Annotated in this window: 14 protein-coding genes and 3 tRNA genes; 15 read left to right on the forward strand and 2 right to left on the reverse strand. The window is 57.0% G+C overall.

The window, feature by feature from the left end; all coding sequences use genetic code 11:
- The first annotated feature begins 2 nt into the window (after nt 1–2).
- From CLU84_RS20995 to CLU84_RS21065, 15 genes are all read left to right on the forward strand, one after another.
- Nucleotides 3–78, forward strand: a tRNA-Trp gene (locus CLU84_RS20995).
- 88 nt (nt 79–166) lie between these two features.
- Nucleotides 167–550, forward strand: a complete 384-nt coding sequence (gene secE, locus CLU84_RS21000; protein ID WP_099739919.1) for a preprotein translocase subunit SecE — start codon at nt 167–169, stop codon at nt 548–550.
- Nucleotides 550–1,137: a transcription termination/antitermination protein NusG gene (nusG, locus tag CLU84_RS21005; RefSeq protein ID WP_099739920.1), complete on the forward strand. Its 588-nt coding sequence runs from the start codon at nt 550–552 to the stop codon at nt 1,135–1,137. The genes secE and nusG overlap by 1 nt, the downstream gene beginning before the upstream one ends.
- Nucleotides 1,138–1,262: 125 nt before the next feature.
- A complete protein-coding gene (rplK, locus tag CLU84_RS21010; RefSeq protein WP_012202438.1) occupies nt 1,263–1,694 on the forward strand; it encodes a 50S ribosomal protein L11 in 432 nt (143 codons plus the stop codon).
- Nucleotides 1,695–2,390, forward strand: a complete 696-nt coding sequence (gene rplA, locus CLU84_RS21015) for a 50S ribosomal protein L1 (protein WP_099739921.1) — start codon at nt 1,695–1,697, stop codon at nt 2,388–2,390. It abuts the gene before it with no gap.
- Nucleotides 2,391–2,616: 226 nt separating this feature from the next.
- Nucleotides 2,617–3,141, forward strand: a complete 525-nt coding sequence (rplJ, locus tag CLU84_RS21020) for a 50S ribosomal protein L10 (RefSeq protein ID WP_099739922.1) — start codon at nt 2,617–2,619, stop codon at nt 3,139–3,141.
- A gap of 38 nt (nt 3,142–3,179) precedes the next feature.
- Complete coding sequence (rplL, locus tag CLU84_RS21025; protein ID WP_099739923.1) at nt 3,180–3,557, forward strand: 50S ribosomal protein L7/L12; 378 nt, start codon at nt 3,180–3,182, stop codon at nt 3,555–3,557.
- Nucleotides 3,558–3,833: 276 nt separating this feature from the next.
- A complete protein-coding gene (gene rpoB, locus CLU84_RS21030; RefSeq protein ID WP_099739924.1) occupies nt 3,834–7,946 on the forward strand; it encodes a DNA-directed RNA polymerase subunit beta in 4,113 nt (1,370 codons plus the stop codon).
- Nucleotides 7,947–8,068: 122 nt separating this feature from the next.
- Entirely contained in the window at nt 8,069–12,295 is a 4,227-nt protein-coding gene (gene rpoC, locus CLU84_RS21035; RefSeq protein WP_099740094.1) for a DNA-directed RNA polymerase subunit beta', read from the forward strand.
- Between the two features lie 121 nt (nt 12,296–12,416).
- Nucleotides 12,417–13,802 (forward strand): 16S rRNA (cytosine(967)-C(5))-methyltransferase RsmB, encoded by a 1,386-nt coding sequence (rsmB, locus tag CLU84_RS21040; protein WP_099740095.1) that lies wholly within the window; start codon nt 12,417–12,419, stop codon nt 13,800–13,802.
- 25 nt (nt 13,803–13,827) lie between these two features.
- Nucleotides 13,828–14,412 carry a DUF4390 domain-containing protein gene (locus tag CLU84_RS21045; protein ID WP_099739925.1) on the forward strand — a complete coding sequence of 195 codons (585 nt, stop codon included), beginning with the start codon at nt 13,828–13,830 and terminating at the stop codon, nt 14,410–14,412.
- On the forward strand, nt 14,412–16,736 hold the full coding sequence (locus CLU84_RS21050) for an ATP-binding protein (RefSeq protein ID WP_099739926.1): 2,325 nt from the start codon (nt 14,412–14,414) through the stop codon (nt 16,734–16,736). Before CLU84_RS21045 ends, CLU84_RS21050 begins: the two co-directional genes overlap by 1 nt.
- Before the next feature lie 40 nt (nt 16,737–16,776).
- The gene (locus CLU84_RS21055) at nt 16,777–17,442 is read left to right on the forward strand and encodes a response regulator (protein ID WP_099739927.1); all 666 of its coding nucleotides are present in this window, start codon (nt 16,777–16,779) and stop codon (nt 17,440–17,442) included.
- An 83-nt stretch (nt 17,443–17,525) separates the two neighbouring features.
- Nucleotides 17,526–17,601: transfer RNA gene (locus CLU84_RS21060), tRNA-Phe, on the forward strand.
- Between the two features lie 164 nt (nt 17,602–17,765).
- Nucleotides 17,766–17,841, forward strand: a tRNA-Phe gene (locus tag CLU84_RS21065).
- 407 nt (nt 17,842–18,248) lie between these two features.
- Here CLU84_RS21065 and istB read toward each other — a convergent pair.
- Both istB and istA read right to left on the reverse strand, forming a co-directional pair.
- Nucleotides 18,249–19,034 carry an IS21-like element helper ATPase IstB gene (istB, locus tag CLU84_RS21070; RefSeq protein WP_099735610.1) on the reverse strand — a complete coding sequence of 262 codons (786 nt, stop codon included), beginning with the start codon at nt 19,032–19,034 and terminating at the stop codon, nt 18,249–18,251.
- Entirely contained in the window at nt 19,024–20,550 is a 1,527-nt protein-coding gene (istA, locus tag CLU84_RS21075; RefSeq protein WP_099735609.1) for an IS21 family transposase, read from the reverse strand. Before istA ends, istB begins: the two co-directional genes overlap by 11 nt.
- Between the last annotated feature and the right edge of the window lie 111 nt (nt 20,551–20,661).

The raw sequence follows: 20,661 nt of genomic DNA on the forward strand, positions 1-20,661 counted from the left end.
GTAGGGGTATAGCTCAATTGGCAGAGCGTCGGTCTCCAAAACCGAAGGTTGTAGGTTCGATTCCTACTGCCCCTGCCACCTCTTAATGGTGGAATCAACGAGAGCCCGCCTTTGGCGGGCTTTTGTGTCTTGAAATTGCACAAGTTTTGTGCATTTGAAACGAAATATGGCCACTACTCAGGTTGAAACAGTCAGCTCCATGGCTGACAAAGCAAAAATTGCCGCAGTTGCGGCTTTAGTTGTTGCTTCTATTGCTGGCTTTTATCTGCTGAGCAAGCAAGGTGCACTGGTGCAATGGTCGGCCTTGATCGTTGGTCTGGTGTTGTCTGCATTCGTTTTTCTGATCTCTGAGCCAGGTAAGCGTTTCATCGGCTTTGCCCGTGATGCCTGGCGTGAAGTGAAGAAGGTCGTCTGGCCAACCCGCAAAGAAACGATGCAAATGACTTTGTATGTCTTTGCCTTTGTAGTGGTGATGGCCTTGTTCTTGTGGTTCACCGATAAGACGCTTGAATGGGTCTTGTACGACCTGATTTTGGGCTGGAGGAAGTAATGGCTGATACTGTCGAAACAGATGTGAATGGTGGGGCAGCGGCATCCGCCAATCCCGATCTTCGCTGGTATATCGTCCATGCCTATTCAGGTATGGAGAAGGCTGTCGAGCGTAATATTACCGAGCGCATTGCGCGTTCGGGTATGCAGTCCAAGTTTGGCCGCATTCTGGTGCCTTCTGAAGAAGTGGTGGAAATGCGCAATGGCGTGCGCCGCACTACAGATCGCCGCTTGTTCCCAGGCTATGTCTTTGTCGAGATGGTCATGGAAGATGACACTTGGCACTTGGTCAAGCACACCAGCAAGGTGACTGGCTTTGTTGGTGGTGCGAAGAATCGTCCTGCGCCCATCTCTGAAGAAGAAATTCGCAAGATCGTCGACCAGATGCAGGAAGGCACTGAAAAGCCGCGGCACAAGGTCGAGTTCATGGTCGGTGAGCTGATCCGCGTCAAGGAAGGTCCGTTCGCAGACTTCAATGGCTCGGTTGAAGAAGTTAACTACGAGAAGAATCGTTTGCGCGTATCGGTCACTATCTTTGGCCGGGCAACTCCTGTGGAATTGGAGTTCTCTCAAGTTGAGAAAACTTGAGATTCGCAATAGAATCTAGGGCTTCGCGTTTTTTGACTCAACGCGAAGCTTTTTTATAGAGTCAAAAACCTCGGGGAGCTGCTTGCACGGGTTGCATGTGGCGTTATACCCGTAAGGAGCTCAACATGGCGAAAAAAATCGTCGGCTTCATCAAGCTGCAAGTGCCAGCTGGTAAGGCCAACCCTTCCCCTCCCATCGGTCCTGCGCTGGGTCAGCGTGGCCTCAACATCATGGAATTCTGCAAGGCGTTCAACGCCCAGACCCAAGGTGTCGAGCCAGGTCTGCCTTTGCCTGTGGTGATCACGGCTTTTGCTGATAAGAGCTTCACGTTCATCATCAAGACGCCTCCCGCAACTGTTCTGATCAAGAAGGCTATCAAGCTGGACAAGGGTTCCTCGAATCCTCTGAAGAACAAGGTTGGCAAGATCACTCGTGCTCAGCTGGAAGAAATTGCTAACACCAAGCTGAAGGACATGAACGCCGCTGACGTCGACGCTGCTGTGCGTACGCTGGCTGGCTCTGCCCGTTCGATGGGCGTGATTGTGGAGGGCGTGTAAATGGCCAAGTTGACCAAGAAGCAAAAAGCTCTCCAGGGCAAGGTTGATTCCAACAAGCTGTACGCTTTCGCTGACGCTGTGGCGCTGGTGAAGGAAGCTGCAACTGCCAAGTTCGATGAATCCATCGACGTGGCTGTTCAACTGGGCGTGGATGCTAAGAAGTCTGACCAAGTGGTTCGCGGCGCTGTTGTGCTGCCTCACGGTACCGGTAAGACTGCGCGCGTGGCTGTGTTCGCACAAGGTGCCAAGGCTGAAGAAGCCAAGGCTGCTGGCGCTGACGTGGTCGGTATGGACGACCTGGCCGCTATGGTCAAGGCCGGCGACATGCCCTTCGACGTGGTGATCGCTGCTCCTGACGCTATGCGCGTTGTGGGTCAGTTGGGTCAGATCCTGGGCCCACGTGGCCTGATGCCTAACCCAAAGGTTGGCACTGTGACTCCTGACGTCGCTACGGCTGTGAAGAACGCCAAGGCTGGTCAAGTGCAGTTCCGCGTGGACAAGGCCGGTATCATCCACGGCACCATCGGCCGTCGCTCGTTCGACTCCGACAAGCTGCAGGGTAACCTGGCTGCTTTGATCGACGCCCTGAACAAGGCTAAACCTGCTACCAGCAAGGGTCAGTACCTGCGCAAGGTGGCAGTGTCGTCGACTATGGGTGTGGGCGTTCGCGTCGATACACAATCCATCTCGGCGTAATTGCTAGAAATCGTCAGATGAGCTTGGCTCATCTGGTGTGGTGGGCTGCAGGAGTTGTTGCTCTTGCAGGTCATCCAAGACCGTTGGTGTGATTGGATCACTTAATCACGAAGGCCAACGCAGATGGCGATCCCGCTGCAGATGGAATTCTTTCCTAAACAGTTGGTCGCTGCAACAAGAGCGCGCATGAGGGACTTGTCCTGAGTGTGCATTTAAGGAGTAGACCTTGAGTCTTAATCGCAGTGAGAAAGAAGCGGTCATCAACGAAGTGACCAGCCTCGCCGCTAAAGCTCAAACGCTTGTGATCGCGGAATACCGTGGCATCACGGTCGCCGACATGACCAAACTGCGTGCTGATGCTCGCAGCAAGGGTGTGAGCCTGAGCGTGTTGAAGAACACCCTGGCCCGCCGTGCTGTCGCCGGTAGCGCGTTTGACGTGGTGGCTGACCAGATGACTGGTCCTCTGATCTATGGCTTCTCTGAAGACGCAGTGGCCGCCGCTAAGGTGGTGGCCGACTTCGCGAAGACCAACGACAAGTTGGTGATTCGCGGTGGCGCTTTCGGTGGCAAAGCCCTGGACGTGGACGGTGTGAAGCAACTGGCTAGCATTCCTTCCAAGGAAGTTCTGCTGGCACAAGTGTGCGGCTTGCTTATGTCCCCCATGTCGCGTACAGCCGTTGTGCTGGGCGCTCTGGCGGCAAAGAAGAGCGAAGGCTCTGCCGAAGTGGCAGCCGAAACAGCCGAAGCCTAAGCGCTCGGCAAGTAACCAACAAATTTTAGGAAATCAAAATGGCATTCGATAAAGACGCATTCTTGACCGCCCTGGACAGCATGACTGTTCTGGAACTGAACGACCTGGTCAAGGCTATTGAAGAGAAGTTTGGCGTGTCCGCCGCTGCTATGGCTGCTCCCGCTGCTGGCGGCGCTGCTGGCGGCGCTGCTGCAGCTGAAGAAAAAACCGAGTTCAACGTCATGCTGCTGGAAGCTGGCGCGAACAAGGTTTCCGTGATTAAGGCTGTGCGTGAAATCACTGGCCTGGGCCTGAAGGAAGCTAAGGATCTGGTTGACGGCGCTCCTAAGGCTGTCAAGGAAGCTGTTGCCAAGGCTGACGCTGAAGCTGCTGTGAAGAAGCTGATCGAAGCCGGTGCTAAGGCTGAACTGAAGTAATTCAGTAAAATCAAGGGCTGGAGACTCTTAAAAGGGTCTCCAGCCTTTGGCGCTTGTGGAACGCGCTGAAAGAACACACCAGAAAGCAGGTTTCTTTGGGAGTCTGCTTTTTAGTGTCTTCTGACAATCCGACAGCAGAAGATGCCTTGGTTCGGGCGGTGTGCAACGCATCGCCGTCAGCCATGGTTGGTAGTGGCCAACCGCCAAGCCCGCAGGGTGATCCCCTGTGGGGCAGTCGTCGCAGACCCAGGACTCATGTCTTTGCCCGGAGATCTCATGGCCTATTCTTATACCGAACGCAAGCGAATCCGCAAAAGCTTCGGGAGCCGCGATAGCGTGCTCGAAGTGCCTTATCTGCTGCAGATGCAAAAAGATGCCTATACAGCATTCCTGCAGGCAGATGTAGCCCCCAAAAAACGCACCATTGATGGCCTGCAAGCGGCCTTCAATTCCGCTTTCCCTATCGTCTCTCACAATGGTTTTGTGGAGATGAAGTTTGTCGAGTACAACCTCGCCAAACCCGCTTTCGACGTTCGTGAGTGTCAGACCCGTGGTCTGACATTTGCTTCCGCTGTGCGCGCCAAGGTTCAGCTGATCATCTATGACCGTGAGTCTTCGACATCACAGTCCAAGGTGGTCAAGGAAGTGAAGGAGCAAGAGGTCTACATGGGCGAAGTGCCCCTGATGACCGAAAAGGGTTCGTTCATCATCAACGGTACTGAGCGCGTGATCGTGTCTCAGCTGCACCGTTCGCCCGGCGTGTTCTTTGAACACGACAAGGGTAAGACCCATAGCTCGGGCAAGCTGCTGTTCTCGGCACGCATCATCCCTTACCGCGGCTCCTGGTTGGACTTCGAGTTCGATCCCAAGGACTTGCTGTACTTCCGCGTTGATCGTCGTCGCAAGATGCCTGTCTCCATTCTGCTCAAGGCTATTGGCCTGACACCTGAAACCATCCTGGCGACGTTCTTCGTGAACGACAACTTCCGCCTGATGGACAGCGGTGCGCAGATGGAATTTGTGGCTGATCGTCTGAAGGGCGAAGTCGCTCGTTTCGACATCACCGACAAGGCTGGCAAGGTTGTCGTCGCCAAGGACAAGCGCATCACTGCGCGTCACACTCGCGAACTGGAGCAATCTGGCACCAAGTTCGTCAGCGTGCCTGAAGACTTCCTGCTGGGCCGTGTGCTGGCCAAGAACATCGTTGACCCTGACACTGGCGAAATCATTGCCAAGGCCAACGAAGAGCTGACCGAAGCGCTGCTCAAGAAGCTGCGCAGCGCTGGTGTGCAAGATGTTCAGTGCATCTACACCAACGAACTGGATCAAGGCGCTTACATCTCGCAGACTCTGCGTACCGATGAAACCGTGGACGAGTTCGCTGCCCGCGTTGCCATCTATCGCATGATGCGTCCCGGCGAGCCGCCAACCGAAGATGCAGTGCAGGCGCTGTTCCAGCGCCTGTTCTACAACGCTGACACGTACGATCTGTCGCGCGTGGGCCGCATGAAGTTCAACGCCAAGATCGGCCGCGAAGGCGCGACCGGTCCCATGGTGCTGTCCAACGAAGACATCCTGGCTGTGGTCAAGATTCTGGTGGACCTGCGCAATGGCCGTGGCGAAGTCGATGACATCGATCACCTGGGCAACCGCCGCGTGCGTTGCGTGGGCGAACTGGCCGAGAACCAGTACCGCACCGGTCTGGCTCGTATCGAAAAGGCGGTGAAGGAACGTCTGGGTCAGGCTGAGCAAGAGCCCCTGATGCCTCACGACCTGATCAACTCCAAGCCCATCTCGGCTGCTCTGAAGGAATTCTTCGGTGCGTCGCAGCTGTCGCAGTTCATGGACCAGACCAACCCTCTGGCAGAAATCACGCACAAGCGTCGTGTTTCCGCTCTGGGCCCAGGTGGTCTGACTCGCGAACGTGCAGGCTTTGAAGTGCGTGACGTGCACGTGACCCACTACGGTCGCGTTTGCCCTATCGAAACGCCTGAAGGTCCAAACATTGGTCTGATCAACTCGCTGGCTCTGTACGCCCGCCTGAACGAGTACGGTTTCATTGAAACCCCGTACCGTCGCGTGGTGGATGGCAAGGTCACGATGGACATCGACTACCTGTCGGCCATCGAAGAAGGCAAGTACGTGATCGCCCAGGCGAATGCCGAGCTGGATGCCGCTGGCAATCTGGTGGGTGATTTGGTGTCGGCCCGTGAAAAGGGTGACTCCACTCTGGTGTCGGCCGAACGCGTTCAGTACATGGACGTGTCGCCTGCTCAGATCGTGTCGGTTGCTGCTTCGCTGATTCCATTCCTGGAACACGATGACGCGAACCGTGCCTTGATGGGCGCCAACATGTCGCGTCAGGCTGTGCCTGTGCTGCGCCCTGAAAAGCCCATGGTCGGTACCGGTATCGAGCGCGTTGCTGCGGTTGACTCCGGCACTGTGGTGACGGCCAAGCGTGGCGGTATCGTTGACTACGTCGACGCGACCCGTATCGTGATCCGTGTGAACGACGACGAAGCCGTTGCTGGCGAAGTTGGCGTGGACATCTACAACCTGATCAAGTATCAGCGTTCCAACCAGAACACCAACATTCACCAGCGTCCTATCGTCAGCCGTGGCGATAAGCTGGCCAAGGGTGATGTGCTGGCTGACGGCGCTTCGACCGATCTGGGTGAAATCGCTATCGGCCAGAACATGCTGATCGCGTTCATGCCCTGGAACGGCTACAACTACGAAGACTCGGTGATGATCAACGAGCGCATCGTGGCTGACGATCGCTATACCTCGATCCACATCGAAGAACTCGTTGTGATGGCTCGCGACACCAAGCTGGGTGCCGAAGAAATCACACGCGACATTCCCAACCTGTCCGAGCAGCAACTGAACCGCATGGACGAGTCGGGCATTATCTACGTGGGTGCAGAAGTGCAACCCGGCGATGTGCTGGTGGGCAAGGTCACTCCTAAGGGTGAAACCACGCTGACGCCTGAAGAGAAGCTGCTGCGCGCCATCTTCGGCGAGAAGGCTTCCGACGTGAAGGACACTTCTCTGCGTGTGGATCAGGGCTCTTCGGGCACCGTGATCGACGTACAAGTGTTCACGCGTGAAGGCATCCAGCGCGACAAGCGTGCTCAGCAAATTATTGATGATGAGCTGAAGCGCTTCCGTCTGGACCTGAACGACCAGCTGCGTATTGTTGAAGCTGACGCTTTTGACCGTATCGAGAAGCTGCTGACTGGCCGCGTGGCCAACGGTGGTCCTCAGAAACTGTCCAAGGGTGCCAAGATCGACAAGGCGTATCTGGACGGCGTGGAGAAGTTCCACTGGTTCGATATTCGTCCTGCAGAAGACGATGTGGCCGCTCAGCTGGAGTCCATCAAGAACTCCATCGAGCAGCAGCGTCACACGTTTGACCTGGCGTTCGAAGAAAAGCGCAAGAAGCTCACGCAAGGCGATGAGTTGCCAGCTGGCGTGCTGAAGATGGTCAAGGTGTACCTGGCCGTCAAGCGTCGTCTGCAGCCTGGTGACAAGATGGCCGGTCGTCACGGTAACAAGGGTGTGGTCTCCAAGATCACTCCCGTGGAAGACATGCCTTTCCTGGCTGATGGCTCCACCGCTGACATCGTGCTGAACCCGCTGGGCGTGCCTTCGCGTATGAACATCGGTCAGGTGCTGGAAGTGCACTTGGGCTGGGCCGGTAAGGGTCTGGGCCAGCGCATCGGTGACATGCTGCAAAAGGAAGCCCGTGCTGCTGAAGTGCGCGCCTTCTTGGAAGAGATCTACAACCGCAGCGGTCGCAAGGAAGAGCTGTCTCACCTCGACGACGGTGAAGTCATGTCCATGGCCAAGGAATTGACCACGGGCGTGCCTTTCGCAACCCCTGTGTTTGATGGTGCTTCTGAAGCCGAAATCAAGGACATGCTGCAACTGGCCTATCCTGAGGACGTCGCAAAGGCCAAGGGCCTGACCGAACCCCGCACTCAGGCCTACCTGTATGACGGCCGTACTGGCGAGCGCTTTGAGCGTCCGACCACCATCGGCTACATGCACTACCTGAAGCTGCACCACTTGGTCGACGACAAGATGCACGCCCGCTCCACAGGTCCTTACTCGCTGGTTACGCAGCAACCTCTGGGCGGTAAAGCTCAGTTCGGTGGCCAGCGTTTCGGTGAAATGGAAGTGTGGGCGCTGGAAGCTTACGGCGCCGCATATGTGCTGCAGGAAATGCTGACTGTGAAGTCCGATGACGTGGTGGGTCGTACCAAGGTGTACGAGTCCATCGTCAAGGGCGAGCACTCGATCGAAGCGGGCATGCCCGAATCGTTCAACGTGCTGGTCAAGGAAATCCGCTCTCTGGGCTTGGATATCGAGCTCGAGCGTTCTTAACGCCTATTAAACAGAGAGCTGCAACCGCTTGAAAACAAAGGATTTGCGCTTGGTTCTTTCCTCAAACCAAGGCAAATCCAGCGGTGGCTGCAATGATTTTTGACGAAAAGGGAAAGAGTTACATGAAATCGCTACTCGACCTGTTCAAGCAATTTACGCCTGACGACCATTTTGATGCGATCAAAATTGGTCTGGCTTCTCCCGAAAAGATCCGTTCGTGGTCTTTTGGTGAAGTGAAGAAGCCTGAAACGATTAACTACCGTACCTTCAAGCCTGAGCGTGATGGTCTGTTTTGCGCCAAGATCTTTGGCCCAATCAAGGACTACGAATGCCTGTGCGGTAAGTACAAGCGTCTGAAGCACCGCGGTGTGATCTGCGAGAAGTGCGGCGTTGAAGTCACACAGACCAAGGTTCGCCGCGAACGCATGGGTCACATCGACCTGGCTGCGCCTTGCGCTCACATCTGGTTCCTGAAGTCCCTGCCTTCGCGCCTGGGCCTGGTTCTGGACATGACGCTGCGTGACATCGAGCGCGTGCTGTACTTTGAAGCCTACGTGGTGACCGACCCCGGCATGACTCCGCTGAAGAAGTTCAGCATCATGACCGAGGACGACTACGACGCTAAGCAGATCGAATACGGCTACGACGAATTCACCGCCAAGATGGGCGCTGAAGGCATCAAGGACCTGCTGGAAGGCATCGATATCGACATCGAAATCGAACGCCTGCGCAACGACTTGACCGGCTCTGAAGTCAAGGTCAAGAAGAATGCAAAGCGCCTGAAGTTGCTGGAAGCGTTCAAGAAGTCTGGTATCAAGCCCGGCTGGATGGTGATGGAAGTGCTGCCTGTGCTGCCTCCCGATCTGCGTCCTCTGGTGCCTCTGGACGGCGGTCGCTTTGCGACGTCCGACCTGAACGACCTGTACCGCCGCGTTATTAACCGTAACTCGCGTCTGCGCCGCCTGCTGGAGCTGAAGGCTCCGGAAATCATTGCTCGCAATGAAAAGCGCATGTTGCAAGAAGCGGTTGACTCGCTGCTGGACAATGGTCGTCGCGGCAAGGCTATGACGGGCGCCAACAAGCGTGCTCTGAAGTCCCTGGCCGACATGATCAAGGGTAAGAGCGGTCGTTTCCGCCAGAACTTGCTGGGTAAGCGCGTCGACTACTCCGGTCGTTCCGTGATTACCGTGGGTCCTTACCTCAAGCTGCACCAGTGCGGTCTGCCCAAGCTGATGGCTCTGGAGCTGTTCAAGCCCTTCATCTTTGCGCAGCTCGAGCAGCGCGGCATTGCCACGACCATCAAGGCTGCCAAGAAGGAAGTGGAAGCCGGTACGCCCGTGGTGTGGGACATCCTTGAAGAAGTCATCAAGGAACACCCCATCATGCTCAACCGTGCGCCTACGCTGCACCGTCTGGGTATCCAGGCGTTTGAGCCCATCCTGATCGAAGGCAAGGCCCTGCAACTGCACCCGCTGGTTTGCGCTGCGTTCAACGCCGACTTCGACGGTGACCAGATGGCTGTTCACGTGCCTTTGTCTGTGGAAGCACAGATGGAAGCCCGCGTTCTGATGCTGGCCTCTAACAACGTGCTGTTCCCCGCTTCGGGCGAACCCTCCATCGTTCCTTCTCAGGACGTGGTGCTGGGTCTGTATCACGCCACGCGTGAAAAGATCAACGGCAAGGGCGAAGGCATGGTGTTTGCCGACCTGATGGAGCTGCAACGCGCTCTGGACGCCGGTGAGACCGAGCTGCACGCCAAGATCAGCGTTCGCCTGACGGAGTGGAGCAAGAACAAGGAATCGGGCGAATTCGAGCCTGTGACCTCGCTCGTGGAAACCACTGTGGGTCGTGCTCTGATGTCTGAAATCCTGCCCAAGGGTCTGGCTTTCAGCAACATGAACAAGGCGCTGAAGAAGAAGGAAATCTCCAAGCTGATCAATGCCTCTTTCCGCAAGTGCGGTCTGAAGGCAACGGTTGTGTTTGCGGACAAGCTGCTGCAAAACGGCTTCCGTCTGTCCACCCACGCTGGTATCTCGATCTCCATCGATGACATGCTGGTGCCTCCACAAAAGGCCGACATCCTGGCACGCGCCGAAGGCGAAGTGAAGGAAATCGAACAGCAGTACGTTTCGGGTCTGGTGACCTCCGGTGAGCGCTACAACAAGGTTGTGGACATCTGGGGCAAGGCCGGTGACGACGTGTCCAAGGTGATGATGGACCAGCTGAAGGTTGAAAAGACCACTGACCGTCACGGCAACGTGGTGGACCAGGAATCGTTCAACGCCATTTACATGATGGCTGACTCCGGCGCCCGAGGCTCCGCAGCTCAGATTCGTCAGCTGGCCGGTATGCGTGGTCTGATGGCCAAGCCTGACGGTTCGATTATTGAGACGCCTATTACCGCGAACTTCCGCGAAGGCCTCAACGTGCTGCAGTACTTCATCTCCACCCACGGTGCTCGTAAGGGTCTGGCGGATACGGCGTTGAAGACCGCGAACTCGGGTTACCTGACTCGTCGTCTGGTGGACGTGACGCAAGACTTGGTCGTGAACGAACAAGACTGCGGTACCTCCAACGGTTACCTGATGCGCGCCATCGTCGAAGGCGGTGAAGTGATCGAGTCCCTGCGCGACCGCGTGCTGGGCCGTACCACTGCCGAAGAAGTGCTGCACCCAGAAAATCGTTCCGTGCTGCTGCCTGCTGGCACCTTGCTGGACGAAGACCTGCTGGAAGAGCTGGAAACCCATGGCGTGGACGAGATCAAGGTGCGTACTGCTTTGACCTGCGAAACCCGCTTTGGTCTGTGCGCAACCTGCTACGGTCGTGACTTGGGTCGCGGCGGCATGATCAACCTCGGCGAAGCCGTGGGTGTGATTGCTGCTCAGTCCATCGGTGAACCCGGTACACAGCTGACCATGCGTACGTTCCACATTGGTGGTGCGGCTTCGCGTGCGGCTATCGCTTCGAGCGTGGAAGCCAAGTCCAATGGTTCCATCGGCTTCAACAGCACGATGCGCTATGTGTCCAACACCAAGGGCGAGCTGGTGGTGATTTCCCGTTCCGGCGAAATCGTGATCAGCGAAAACGGCCGTGAGCGTGAGCGTCACAAAGTGCCTTATGGCGCCATCCTGACGATCAAGCCCGATGAAGCCATCAAGGCCGGCAAGATCCTGGCGAACTGGGATCCTCTGACTCGACCCATCATTACGGAATACGCCGGTCGCGTGAATTTCGAAAATGTGGAAGAAGGTCTGACGGTTGCCAAGCAGGTCGACGAAGTGACCGGTCTGTCCACTCTGGTGGTGATCGATCCTAAGCGCCGCGGCTCTGCCAAGGTGGTTCGTCCTCAGGTCAAGCTGATTGACGCGAACAATCAGGAAGTCAAGATCCCCGGTACCGATCACTCGGTGACGATTGGCTTCCAGGTTGGCGCGCTGATTCAAGTGCGTGACGGCCAGGAAGTGGGCCCTGGCGAAGTGCTGGCCCGTATCCCTGTTGAAGGTCAGAAGACCCGAGACATTACCGGTGGTCTGCCACGTGTGGCCGAGCTGTTCGAAGCCCGTACGCCCAAGGACAAGGGTACTCTGGCAGAAATGACCGGTACCGTGTCGTTCGGTAAGGAAACCAAGGGCAAGATCCGCCTGCAGATCACTGATCTGGAAGGCAAGGTCTCTGAAGAGCTGGTGCCTAAGGAACGCAACATTCTGGTCCACGAAGGCCAGGTGGTGAACAAGGGTGAATCGATTGTGGACGGCCCAGCCGACCCACAAGACATCCTGCGTTTGCTGGGTATCGAAGAGTTGGCTCGTTACATCGTTGACGAAGTGCAGGACGTGTACCGCTTGCAGGGCGTGAAGATTAACGACAAGCACATCGAGGTGATCGTTCGCCAGATGCTGCGTCGCGTGATCATCGAGAACTCTGGCGATACCACCTACATCCAGGGTGAACAGGTCGAGCGTTCCGAGGTGCTCAACACCAACGAAGCCATGCAACGCGAAGGCAAGATCCCTGCCACGTACTCCAACGTGCTGCTGGGTATTACCAAGGCGTCGCTGTCGACCGACTCGTTCATCTCTGCGGCTTCCTTCCAGGAAACCACACGTGTTCTGACCGAAGCTGCCATCATGGGCAAGCGCGACGAACTGCGTGGTCTGAAGGAAAACGTGATCGTGGGTCGTCTGATTCCTGCTGGTACCGGTCTGGCTTACCACCAGGCTCGCAAGGCCAAGGACGAGATGGACGACGCCGAGCGCCGCGCCATTGCCGAGGCTGAAGAAGCTGAGCTTGCCGGTGTTCTGTCCGACGACGCCGAAGTTGCTCCTGCGGGCAACGCATCGGCCGAGTAAGCAAAGCCCTGATCTGGAGCTGGCAACGGCTTCAGATCATTGCTGATGCACCGCGCTCCCGCTCTGCCTTGTGCAGACGGGAGCGTTTTTCATTGATTCAAAATTTTCAGGCCTGCATTTCATGACTTCCACGCCGTCCAAACCCAAGAACGCCAGCCAAGGTGCTGCCACGCCCAATGCGCCTGCCCTGTGGCAACAGCTGGATGCAGTGGCCAAGGCTCTGCATGGCATTCAGGGTGGCCAGTCCAGCAAGACCGTGCTGGTACAGGTGCCGCAGCGGTTGCGTCCGGGGGTGCAGGCTTTGCTGTTTCAGGTGCTGCGCAATCTGGGTCGTGCTCAGGCGCTGCAGAAGCAGCTGGTATCGCGTGCGCCTGCACCCAAGGTCAGCGCCTTGCTGAGCACGGCTCTGGCACTGGCATGGGATGAAGCCCATGCGCCTTATCCGCCGTTCACGCTGGTCAATCAGGCCGTTGAAGCCGCCAAGAACGGTGCCGCCCGTGCGCAATCTGGCTTTATCAACGCCTGCCTGCGCCGTTTCTTGCGCGAGCGGGATGAACTGGTCTCGGTCACGGAAAGCGATCCGGTTGCGGTGTGGAATCATCCCGCCTGGTGGATAGCACGCCTTAAAAAAGACCATCCTCAGGATTGGCAGGCCATTCTGGCGGCCAACAATGATCAGCCGCCCATGACCTTGCGTGTGAATACGCAAAAATGCACACCAGCGCAATACCAGTCAGCGCTGGTAGCTATGAATTTGAATGCGAAAGCCGTTGCTGAATCAGGCCTTCAACTCGAGCATGCCGCTCCCGTGCATGAACTGCCGCACTTTGAAGAAGGCTGGGCCTCTGTACAAGACGGTGCAGCGCAGGCCGCCGCGCCTTTGCTGTTGGACGGAATGGTGTTGCCTGAAGGTCGCCCCCTGCGCGTGCTGGACGCCTGTGCCGCCCCCGGCGGCAAGACCGCTCACCTGCTGGAGCACGCCGCGCCCGGCAGCATTGAAGTGACAGCGCTGGAAATTGAACCCGAGCGTGCCCGCCGCATTGGCGAGACGCTGGCTCGTCTGGGTCTGCAAGCCAAGGTGGTTGTGGCCGATGCCTCTAAGCCTCAAGACTGGTTTGAGTCTGAATGCGGTGGTCTGCCTTTTGATGCCATTTTGCTGGATGCGCCATGCACGGCCTCGGGCATTGTTCGCCGTCAGCCCGATGTGCGCTGGTTGCGCCGCGAAAGCGATGTGGCCCAGCTCGCCACTATCCAGTCCAAGTTGCTCGATACCCTGTGGCCGCTGTTGCAGCCAGGCGGCCGTATGGTTTATTGCACCTGCTCCGTTTTCAAGTCCGAAGGCGATGTGCAGATGCAAGCGTTTCTTATGCGCAACACTACAGTGACCAGCTTGCCTGCTCCGGGGCATTTATTGCCCGGTAATTCGGCAAAAGACGGCTCTGTGTCTGACAATCCCTTAGGTGATCACGACGGCTTTTTTTACGCTCTGCTGGAAAAATCGCGCTAACGCTGCGGCGGGGGCTGTACGGCGTATGGCCTGGGCCTGCGTTACAGCGCTGCTGCTGTGGTGCAGCCTGACGCAGGCACACGCCGATACCGTGATCCCCGACATCAGCTCCATGCAGCTCACCCGCACTGATGAAGGCCTCTTCCTCTCTGCCAATCTGCAATTCGAGTTGCCCGGCCAAGTGGAAGATGCTCTACGACAGGGCATCCCCATGTATTTCGTTGCTGATGCACAGGTGCAGCGAGAGCGCTGGTACTGGTCTGATCAGCAACTGGGCGTGGCAACGCGGTACTTCCGCCTCACGCACCAGCCGCTGACAAGGCGCTGGCGCCTGCATATCTCCAATACTGCCTTCACCAGCTCCGGGACGGGGCTGGCGCTGGGGCAGACCTATGAACAACTGGAAGACGCTGTGGCTGCCATTCAGCGCATTAACCGCTGGAAGATTCTGGAGCCTGCGCAACTCAGCTCGACCTCTGGTGTTTCCGTGCAACTGCGCTTTCGAGTCGATCTCTCTTCGCTGCCCAGACCCTTGCAGATAGGCGCTCTGGGCCGCTCGGGCTGGAATTTGCAGCTCTCTCGCACTCAGGCTCTGGAGGCAGCGCCCTGATGGCCGAGTTTCAGCATCTGGACGCGGAAGGCCGCACGGCAACTGTAGGGCGCTGGTCACGGACCACGCGCTGGGCCGTGGGTTCGGGCGTGGTCCTGATGGTGGTGGTCGGCGTTTTGCTGCTGTTCTTGCTGACCATGGCGACCAACAACCGCCTAGCTTACGAACGCAATTACAACTGGTTGTTTGCCGCCAATGTGGTGGCTGCCTGTCTGCTGCTGCTGGTGCTGCTTTGGGGCGGCCTGCGGCTGGCACTGCGGCTCAAGCGTGGGCGCTTTGGCAGCCGTTTGCTGCTCAAGTTGGCAGGCATCTTCATGCTGGTGGGTTTGCTGCCGGGTTTGCTTATTTATGTGGTGTCTTACCAGTTTGTCTCGCGCTCCATCGAGAGCTGGTTTGATGTCAAAGTTGAAGGTGCACTGTCTGCGGGTGTGAGCCTGGCCAGTTCTACGCTGGATACGGTGGCCAACGACATGGCCAACAACACCCGTACTGCGGGCATCCAGCTGTCCCAGGTTTCGGATGCTGGTGCAGCTTTGATGCTGGAGCGCATTCGTGACCAGATTGGTGCGACGGATGTGGTGCTTTGGAATGCATCGGGTAAAGCCATTGCCAGCGCTGGACAATCGCAATTCAGTTTGGCACCCGATCGCCCCACTCCCCAGCAGCTACGCAACTTGCGTGAACAAGGCGGTCAGCGTGCCGTTGCCAGCATCGAAGGACTCGATGACGCAGGGGATGCGACCGCCGAAAAAACTGCTATCAATGCCAAGGTGCGCACGCTGGCGCTGGTCCCTAGCTCGACGGTCAACCTGCTGGAAGAAGCTCGTTATCTGCAGGCCATGATCCCGCTGCCAGAGACACTGGTCATCAATGCATTGGCTGTGCAAGAGGCTAATCGTGAATACCAGGAGCGGGCACTTGCTCGCGCTGGATTGCAGCGCATGTACATCGGAACGCTTACGCTGGCTCTGTTTTTGGCCGTGTTTGGCGCGGTGGTGCTGGCCGTGGTGCTGGGCAATCAACTGGCCAAGCCTTTGCTGCTGCTGGCGCAGGGCATGCGTGATGTGGCGCGTGGGGATTTACGCCCCAAACCCGCGCTGCAAACCGGGGATGAAATTGGCGGGCTGACGCGCTCTTTTGCTGTCATGACGCAGCAGCTGGCCGATGCCCGCTCTGACGCCAACCGCAACTTGCTCCAGCTAGATGCTGCACGCAGCAATCTGCAGACCATTCTGGATAACCTCACATCGGGCGTCATCGTGCTCGATAAAAACTGGCGCATTGTGCTCAGCAACCCGGGTGCCACACGCATTCTGCGTGCGCCCATGGCGGTGTTTCAGGGCAAGCGTCTGGGCGATGTCTCTGGCCTGCAAGACTTTGCCCGCGTGGTGCAGGAGCAGTTCGATATCTTCCTTGGCGATGTCTCTGGCGAGCAAGGCCGAGACCGCTGGCAGCAGGTTTATGAGCTCGATGGCGGCAGCGGCAATGGCGATGTGGTGCACAACACCACAAGCCTCGTCATGCGCGGCGCAGAGCTTCCCGATGACCAGCGCCTGCTGGTGTTTGACGATATTTCAGAAATTGTCTCGGCCCAGCGTGCTCAGGCATGGGGCGAAGTGGCCCGCCGCGTCGCCCATGAAATCAAGAATCCGCTGACCCCGATTCAGCTGTCTGCCGAGCGCATGGCCATGAAGCTGACGGACAAGCTCCAGCCCACAGAGCAGGCGCTGCTGACCAAGTCCGTCAAAACTATCGTCGATCAGGTTGCAGCCATGAAGCGGCTGGTCGATGAGTTCCGCGAATACGCGCGTTTGCCCGCCGCCAATTTACAGCCGCTGGACCTGAATGCATTGGTTGCAGATGTTTTGCAGCTCTATGGTGAAGAGAATGCGACGGTGCGTGTGGACGTATCGCTGGACGAAACCTGCCCTTTGATTCAAGGCGACAGCCAGCAATTGCGCCAGGTCATCCACAATCTTTTGCAAAATGCACAAGATGCGACTGCGCAGAGAGCCCAGGAAACAGGGCAGACTCCGGGCTCCGTCACAATCGAGACCCGCTGGAACGATGCGGCTCAGCGCGTGCGTCTGAGCATCAGCGACAGTGGCACGGGTTTTGCTCCTAATATTTTGCAAAGAGCTTTCGAGCCCTATGTCACCACCAAAACTCGCGGAACGGGTCTTGGCTTGGCTGTCGTCAAGAAAATTGCAGATGAACACGGCGCAAGAGTAGACCTGGGTAATCGAGAGGAAGACGGGGTAGTTCAAGGCGCGCGAGTGTCGCTATCATTTGTACCCAACGATCGCACAGAGGCGGACGCTTGATTGCGCCTCTGGACAATGCACAGCAATAGGCTTTAGACACATGGCAAACATACTGGTGGTCGACGACGAACTGGGGATCCGGGATTTGTTGTCGGAAATCCTCAACGACGAAGGTCATAGTGTGGACGTGGCAGAAAACGCCACGCAGGCACGCGTATCCAGAGCAACCCATAACTACGATCTGGTTCTGCTCGACATCTGGATGCCCGATACGGACGGCGTCACCTTGCTTAAAGAGTGGGCGACCGCAGGCCAGCTCACTATGCCCGTCATCATGATGAGTGGCCACGCCACCATTGAAACGGCGGTCGAGGCAACGCGCATCGGCGCACTCTCCTTCCTCGAAAAGCCCATCACCATGCAAAAGCTGCTCAAGGCAGTGGAGCAGGGTCTGGCTCGTAGCACAGCAAGCCAGAATGCTGAGGCCGCGTCTTCAAGCAGTAACGGCACAGCGCCTTCTGCCACCGCAAGCATTACCGCGCAGGCCGCTGAAGACAACTTGCCCAACTCTCACCAAGGCTTTGACCTGGACCGTCCGCTGCGCGAAGCACGTGATGGTTTTGAAAAGGCCTACTTTGAATTTCACCTGGCGCGCGAAGGCGGCTCCATGACGCGTGTGGCGGAGAAGACCGGTCTTGAGCGTACCCACCTCTATCGCAAGCTGCGACAGCTGGGCGTGGACCTTGGTCGCAACCGCCGCGGTTAATTTTCAAAAAAATCGCGAGTTTCGATTTGAGGCTGAAAAGTATGCCTATAATCGTGGCTTCAGCATCCAAGGGTGATGAAAAAGGCCCGGTAGCTCAGTCGGTAGAGCAGAGGATTGAAAATCCTTGTGTCGGCGGTTCGATTCCGTCCCAGGCCACCAGATTCAAAGCCTCAGTACTGAAAAGTCCTGAGGCTTTTCTGCATCTCGGGCCGCTTGCCTCTATATAAGCTCTGTGATGAGCTGGTTCACCTGCCGGGGTCGGAATTGAGGCCGAAAAATATGCCTATAATCATCGCTTCAGCGAACACATGCGCTGAATAAAAGGCCCGGTAGCTCAGTCGGTAGAGCAGAGGATTGAAAATCCTTGTGTCGGCGGTTCGATTCCGTCCCAGGCCACCAAACATGAAGCCCTAGATCATTTCTGATCTAGGGCTTTTCTGTTTGTGCTTGAGGAAAAAAATCCTTGGTTCCCGGTGCAATGCTGGGACTATCGCTTACAGCTATGTCCGATGCGCGAACGGTTGGGCTCCGGCAGTTGCAAGGAATGAGCCTGCAGCTCGAATTGCTTTTCCGAGTGCGTCAGTTCGCGCAAGTTTGATAGTTCGTGCCCAGCTGGTTGCCTATTTCAACAAGACCTAGGTCATTCATTCGGTACTAGATGGGTAAGATACAGAAGCATTGCCATGAAACAATAAATGAAAAATCGTATGAGTGACTCAGTGTTAATTTCCACGCAAATCTGACCCGCAATTTCCATCTCAAACTGACCCACCCTTTGGCTTGAGCCGCAAGGCTCAAGATGTGGATCAGGTTTTGTTTCTCTCCTTCTTCATGGGCGGTTGTTGGACTGCACTGCTGTGCTTGAAGCGGTAGCTGTCGTTGCCTGTTTCCAGAATATGGCAGTGGTGGGTCAGGCGGTCCAGTAATGCGGTGGTCATCTTGGCGTCCCCAAACACGCTGGCCCATTCGCTGAAGCTCAGGTTGGTGGTGATCACTACGCTGGTGCGTTCGTAAAGCGTTGAGAGCAGATGAAACAGTAGCGCACCACCAGATGAGCTGAAGGGCAGATAGCCCAGCTCCTCGAGTATCACCAGATCGGTATGCACCAGCCTGTGGGCGAGCTGTCCGGCTTTGCCTTGTACTTTCTCTTGCTCCAAGGCATTAACCAATTCCACCGTAGAGAAGAAGCGCACCCTTTGACGGTGGTGCTCAATGGCCTGAATACCCAGGGCCGTAGCGATGTGCGTCTTGCCAGTACCGGGGCCTCCGACAAGCACCACATTGTTGGCCTTCTCGATGAATTCACAGCGATGAAGGCTGCGCACCAAGGCTTCATTGACCTCGCTGTGTGCGAAGTCAATGCCTGCCAGATCTCTGTAGACAGGGAACTTGGCCACCTTGAGCTGATAGGCAATGGAGCGCACTTCTCGCTCTGCGCTCTCGGCCTTGAGCAGTTGCGAGAGTATGGGATGTGCTGCTTCAAAGGCTGGTGAGCCTTGCTCGGCAAGTTCTGTCACGGCCTGGGCCATGCCAAACATCTTGAGTTGGCGCAGCATGATGATGATCGCAGCAATGGCGGGGTCATGACGCATGGCGCACCTGTCGGAGTTGGTCGTAGCGCACGACGTTGGCCTGGGGCTCAACGATCAAGGCCAAGGCTTGGGGTGAATGGATGGGCTCAGGTTCCGGTGTTCCATCAATGAGGCGGTGCAAGACATTGATGATGTGGGTCTTGCGGGGTGCGCCATCCTCCAGAGCCAACTCGACAGCGGCCAGGACGGCCTGCTCATCGTGCTGCAACACCAAGGCAAGCACCTCCACCATCTCACGGTCGCCACCGGGCTGCTTCAGGAGTAGTGCTTGCAGGCGCTTGAACGCATCTGGCAGTTCGACGAACGGAGCACCATTACGCAATGCGCCGGGCTTGCGCTGCAATACGGCCAAGTAATGACGCCAGTCATAGACCGTACGCCCAGAGCCTTGGTGATTGCGCTCAATGATGCGCGGGTGTTCACAGACGAACTGGCCTTCGGCCACGACGACCAGGCGGTCGGCATACACCTGCAAGCTCACAGGCCGGTTGGCATAAGAGGCCGGCACGCTGTATCGATTGCGCTCGAAGTGAACTAGGCAGGTGGGAGAGACTCGTTTGGCATGCTCGACAAAGCCGTCAAACGGCCGAGGCATGGGCATCAAGGTTGAGCGTTCTTGCTCCCACACATCAGCAAGTGAGCCAGGCAATTGGCCATGCGCAATCTCTTGCCATAACTGTTGACACCGTTGCTCTAGCCAATCGTTGAGGGCTCTGAGTGTCGGAAACGCTGGTACAGATTGCCAGATACGATGGCGAGCGTCCCGAACATTCTTCTCGACCTGTCCCTTCTCCCATCCCGAGGCCGGATTGCAAAACTGTGCCTCGAACAGGAAATGGCTGGCCATCGCACTGAAGCGGGCGTTGACCTCTCTGAGCTTGCCACGGCCGACACGATCGACGGCTGTGCGCATGTTGTCGTAGATCCCCCGCCTAGGGACGCCTCCAAACACCGCAAAGGCACGGTTGTGGGCATCGAACAGCATCTCATGGGTTTGCAGGGGATAGGCCCGCAGATAGAAGGCTCGGCTGTGGCTGAGCTTGAAGTGAGCCACTTGCAGCTTGGTGCGTACACCCGCAATGACAGCCCAATCCTCGCTCCAATCAAACTGGAAGGCTTCTCCAGCGCCGAAGACCAGGGGCACAAAAACGCCTCGCCCTGATGTCTGCTCCGCCGCATGACACTGAGCCTTCCATACTCTGGCAAAGGCAGCGACTCGGTTGTAGGAGCCGGTGTAGCCCAACGCCTCCAAGTCCAGAAACATCTGCTTGATCGTGCGCCGCTGCTTGCGAGAGCGGTTGACTTCTGTACGCAGCCAGCCTGACAGCTTGCTGGCGAAGGGGTCGAGCTTGGTGGCAATGGTGCGCTGTGCAAGTTGAGGTTGCACAACGTCGGAGCGCAAATACTTGCGGATGGTATTGCGAGAAAGCCCGGTTCTGCGGGCGATCTCTCGGATGGACAGGTGCTCACGTAGAGCCCAGCGTCTGATGACACTCAAAGTAGCCACGTCAATCACTCCTGGTCTCCTACTGCACAAGAAAGCAGCAGGCTAGGGTTAATGCGTGGATCAGACTGAGATGGAAAAACCGGGGGCTAGTGGGTCACTTCTGGGTGGAAATCAACACGC

The organism is Comamonas sp. 26 (assembly GCF_002754475.1).
Taxonomy (GTDB): Bacteria; Pseudomonadota; Gammaproteobacteria; order Burkholderiales; family Burkholderiaceae_C; genus Comamonas.

Bases quoted from the DNA above. Each gene is read 5' to 3' on its own strand.
- secE (WP_099739919.1), top strand. From the start codon at position 167: ATGGCCACTACTCAGGTTGAAACAGTCAGCTCCATGGCTGACAAAGCA.
- nusG (WP_099739920.1), top strand. From the start codon at position 550: ATGGCTGATACTGTCGAAACAGATGTGAATGGTGGGGCAGCGGCATCC.
- rplK (WP_012202438.1), top strand. From the start codon at position 1,263: ATGGCGAAAAAAATCGTCGGCTTCATCAAGCTGCAAGTGCCAGCTGGT.
- rplA (WP_099739921.1), top strand. From the start codon at position 1,695: ATGGCCAAGTTGACCAAGAAGCAAAAAGCTCTCCAGGGCAAGGTTGAT.
- rplL (WP_099739923.1), top strand. From the start codon at position 3,180: ATGGCATTCGATAAAGACGCATTCTTGACCGCCCTGGACAGCATGACT.
- rpoB (WP_099739924.1), top strand. From the start codon at position 3,834: ATGGCCTATTCTTATACCGAACGCAAGCGAATCCGCAAAAGCTTCGGG.
- rpoC (WP_099740094.1), top strand. From the start codon at position 8,069: ATGAAATCGCTACTCGACCTGTTCAAGCAATTTACGCCTGACGACCAT.
- rsmB (WP_099740095.1), top strand. From the start codon at position 12,417: ATGACTTCCACGCCGTCCAAACCCAAGAACGCCAGCCAAGGTGCTGCC.
- CLU84_RS21045 (WP_099739925.1), top strand. From the start codon at position 13,828: ATGGCCTGGGCCTGCGTTACAGCGCTGCTGCTGTGGTGCAGCCTGACG.
- CLU84_RS21050 (WP_099739926.1), top strand. From the start codon at position 14,412: ATGGCCGAGTTTCAGCATCTGGACGCGGAAGGCCGCACGGCAACTGTA.
- CLU84_RS21055 (WP_099739927.1), top strand. From the start codon at position 16,777: ATGGCAAACATACTGGTGGTCGACGACGAACTGGGGATCCGGGATTTG.
- istB (WP_099735610.1), bottom strand. From the start codon at position 19,034: ATGCGTCATGACCCCGCCATTGCTGCGATCATCATCATGCTGCGCCAA.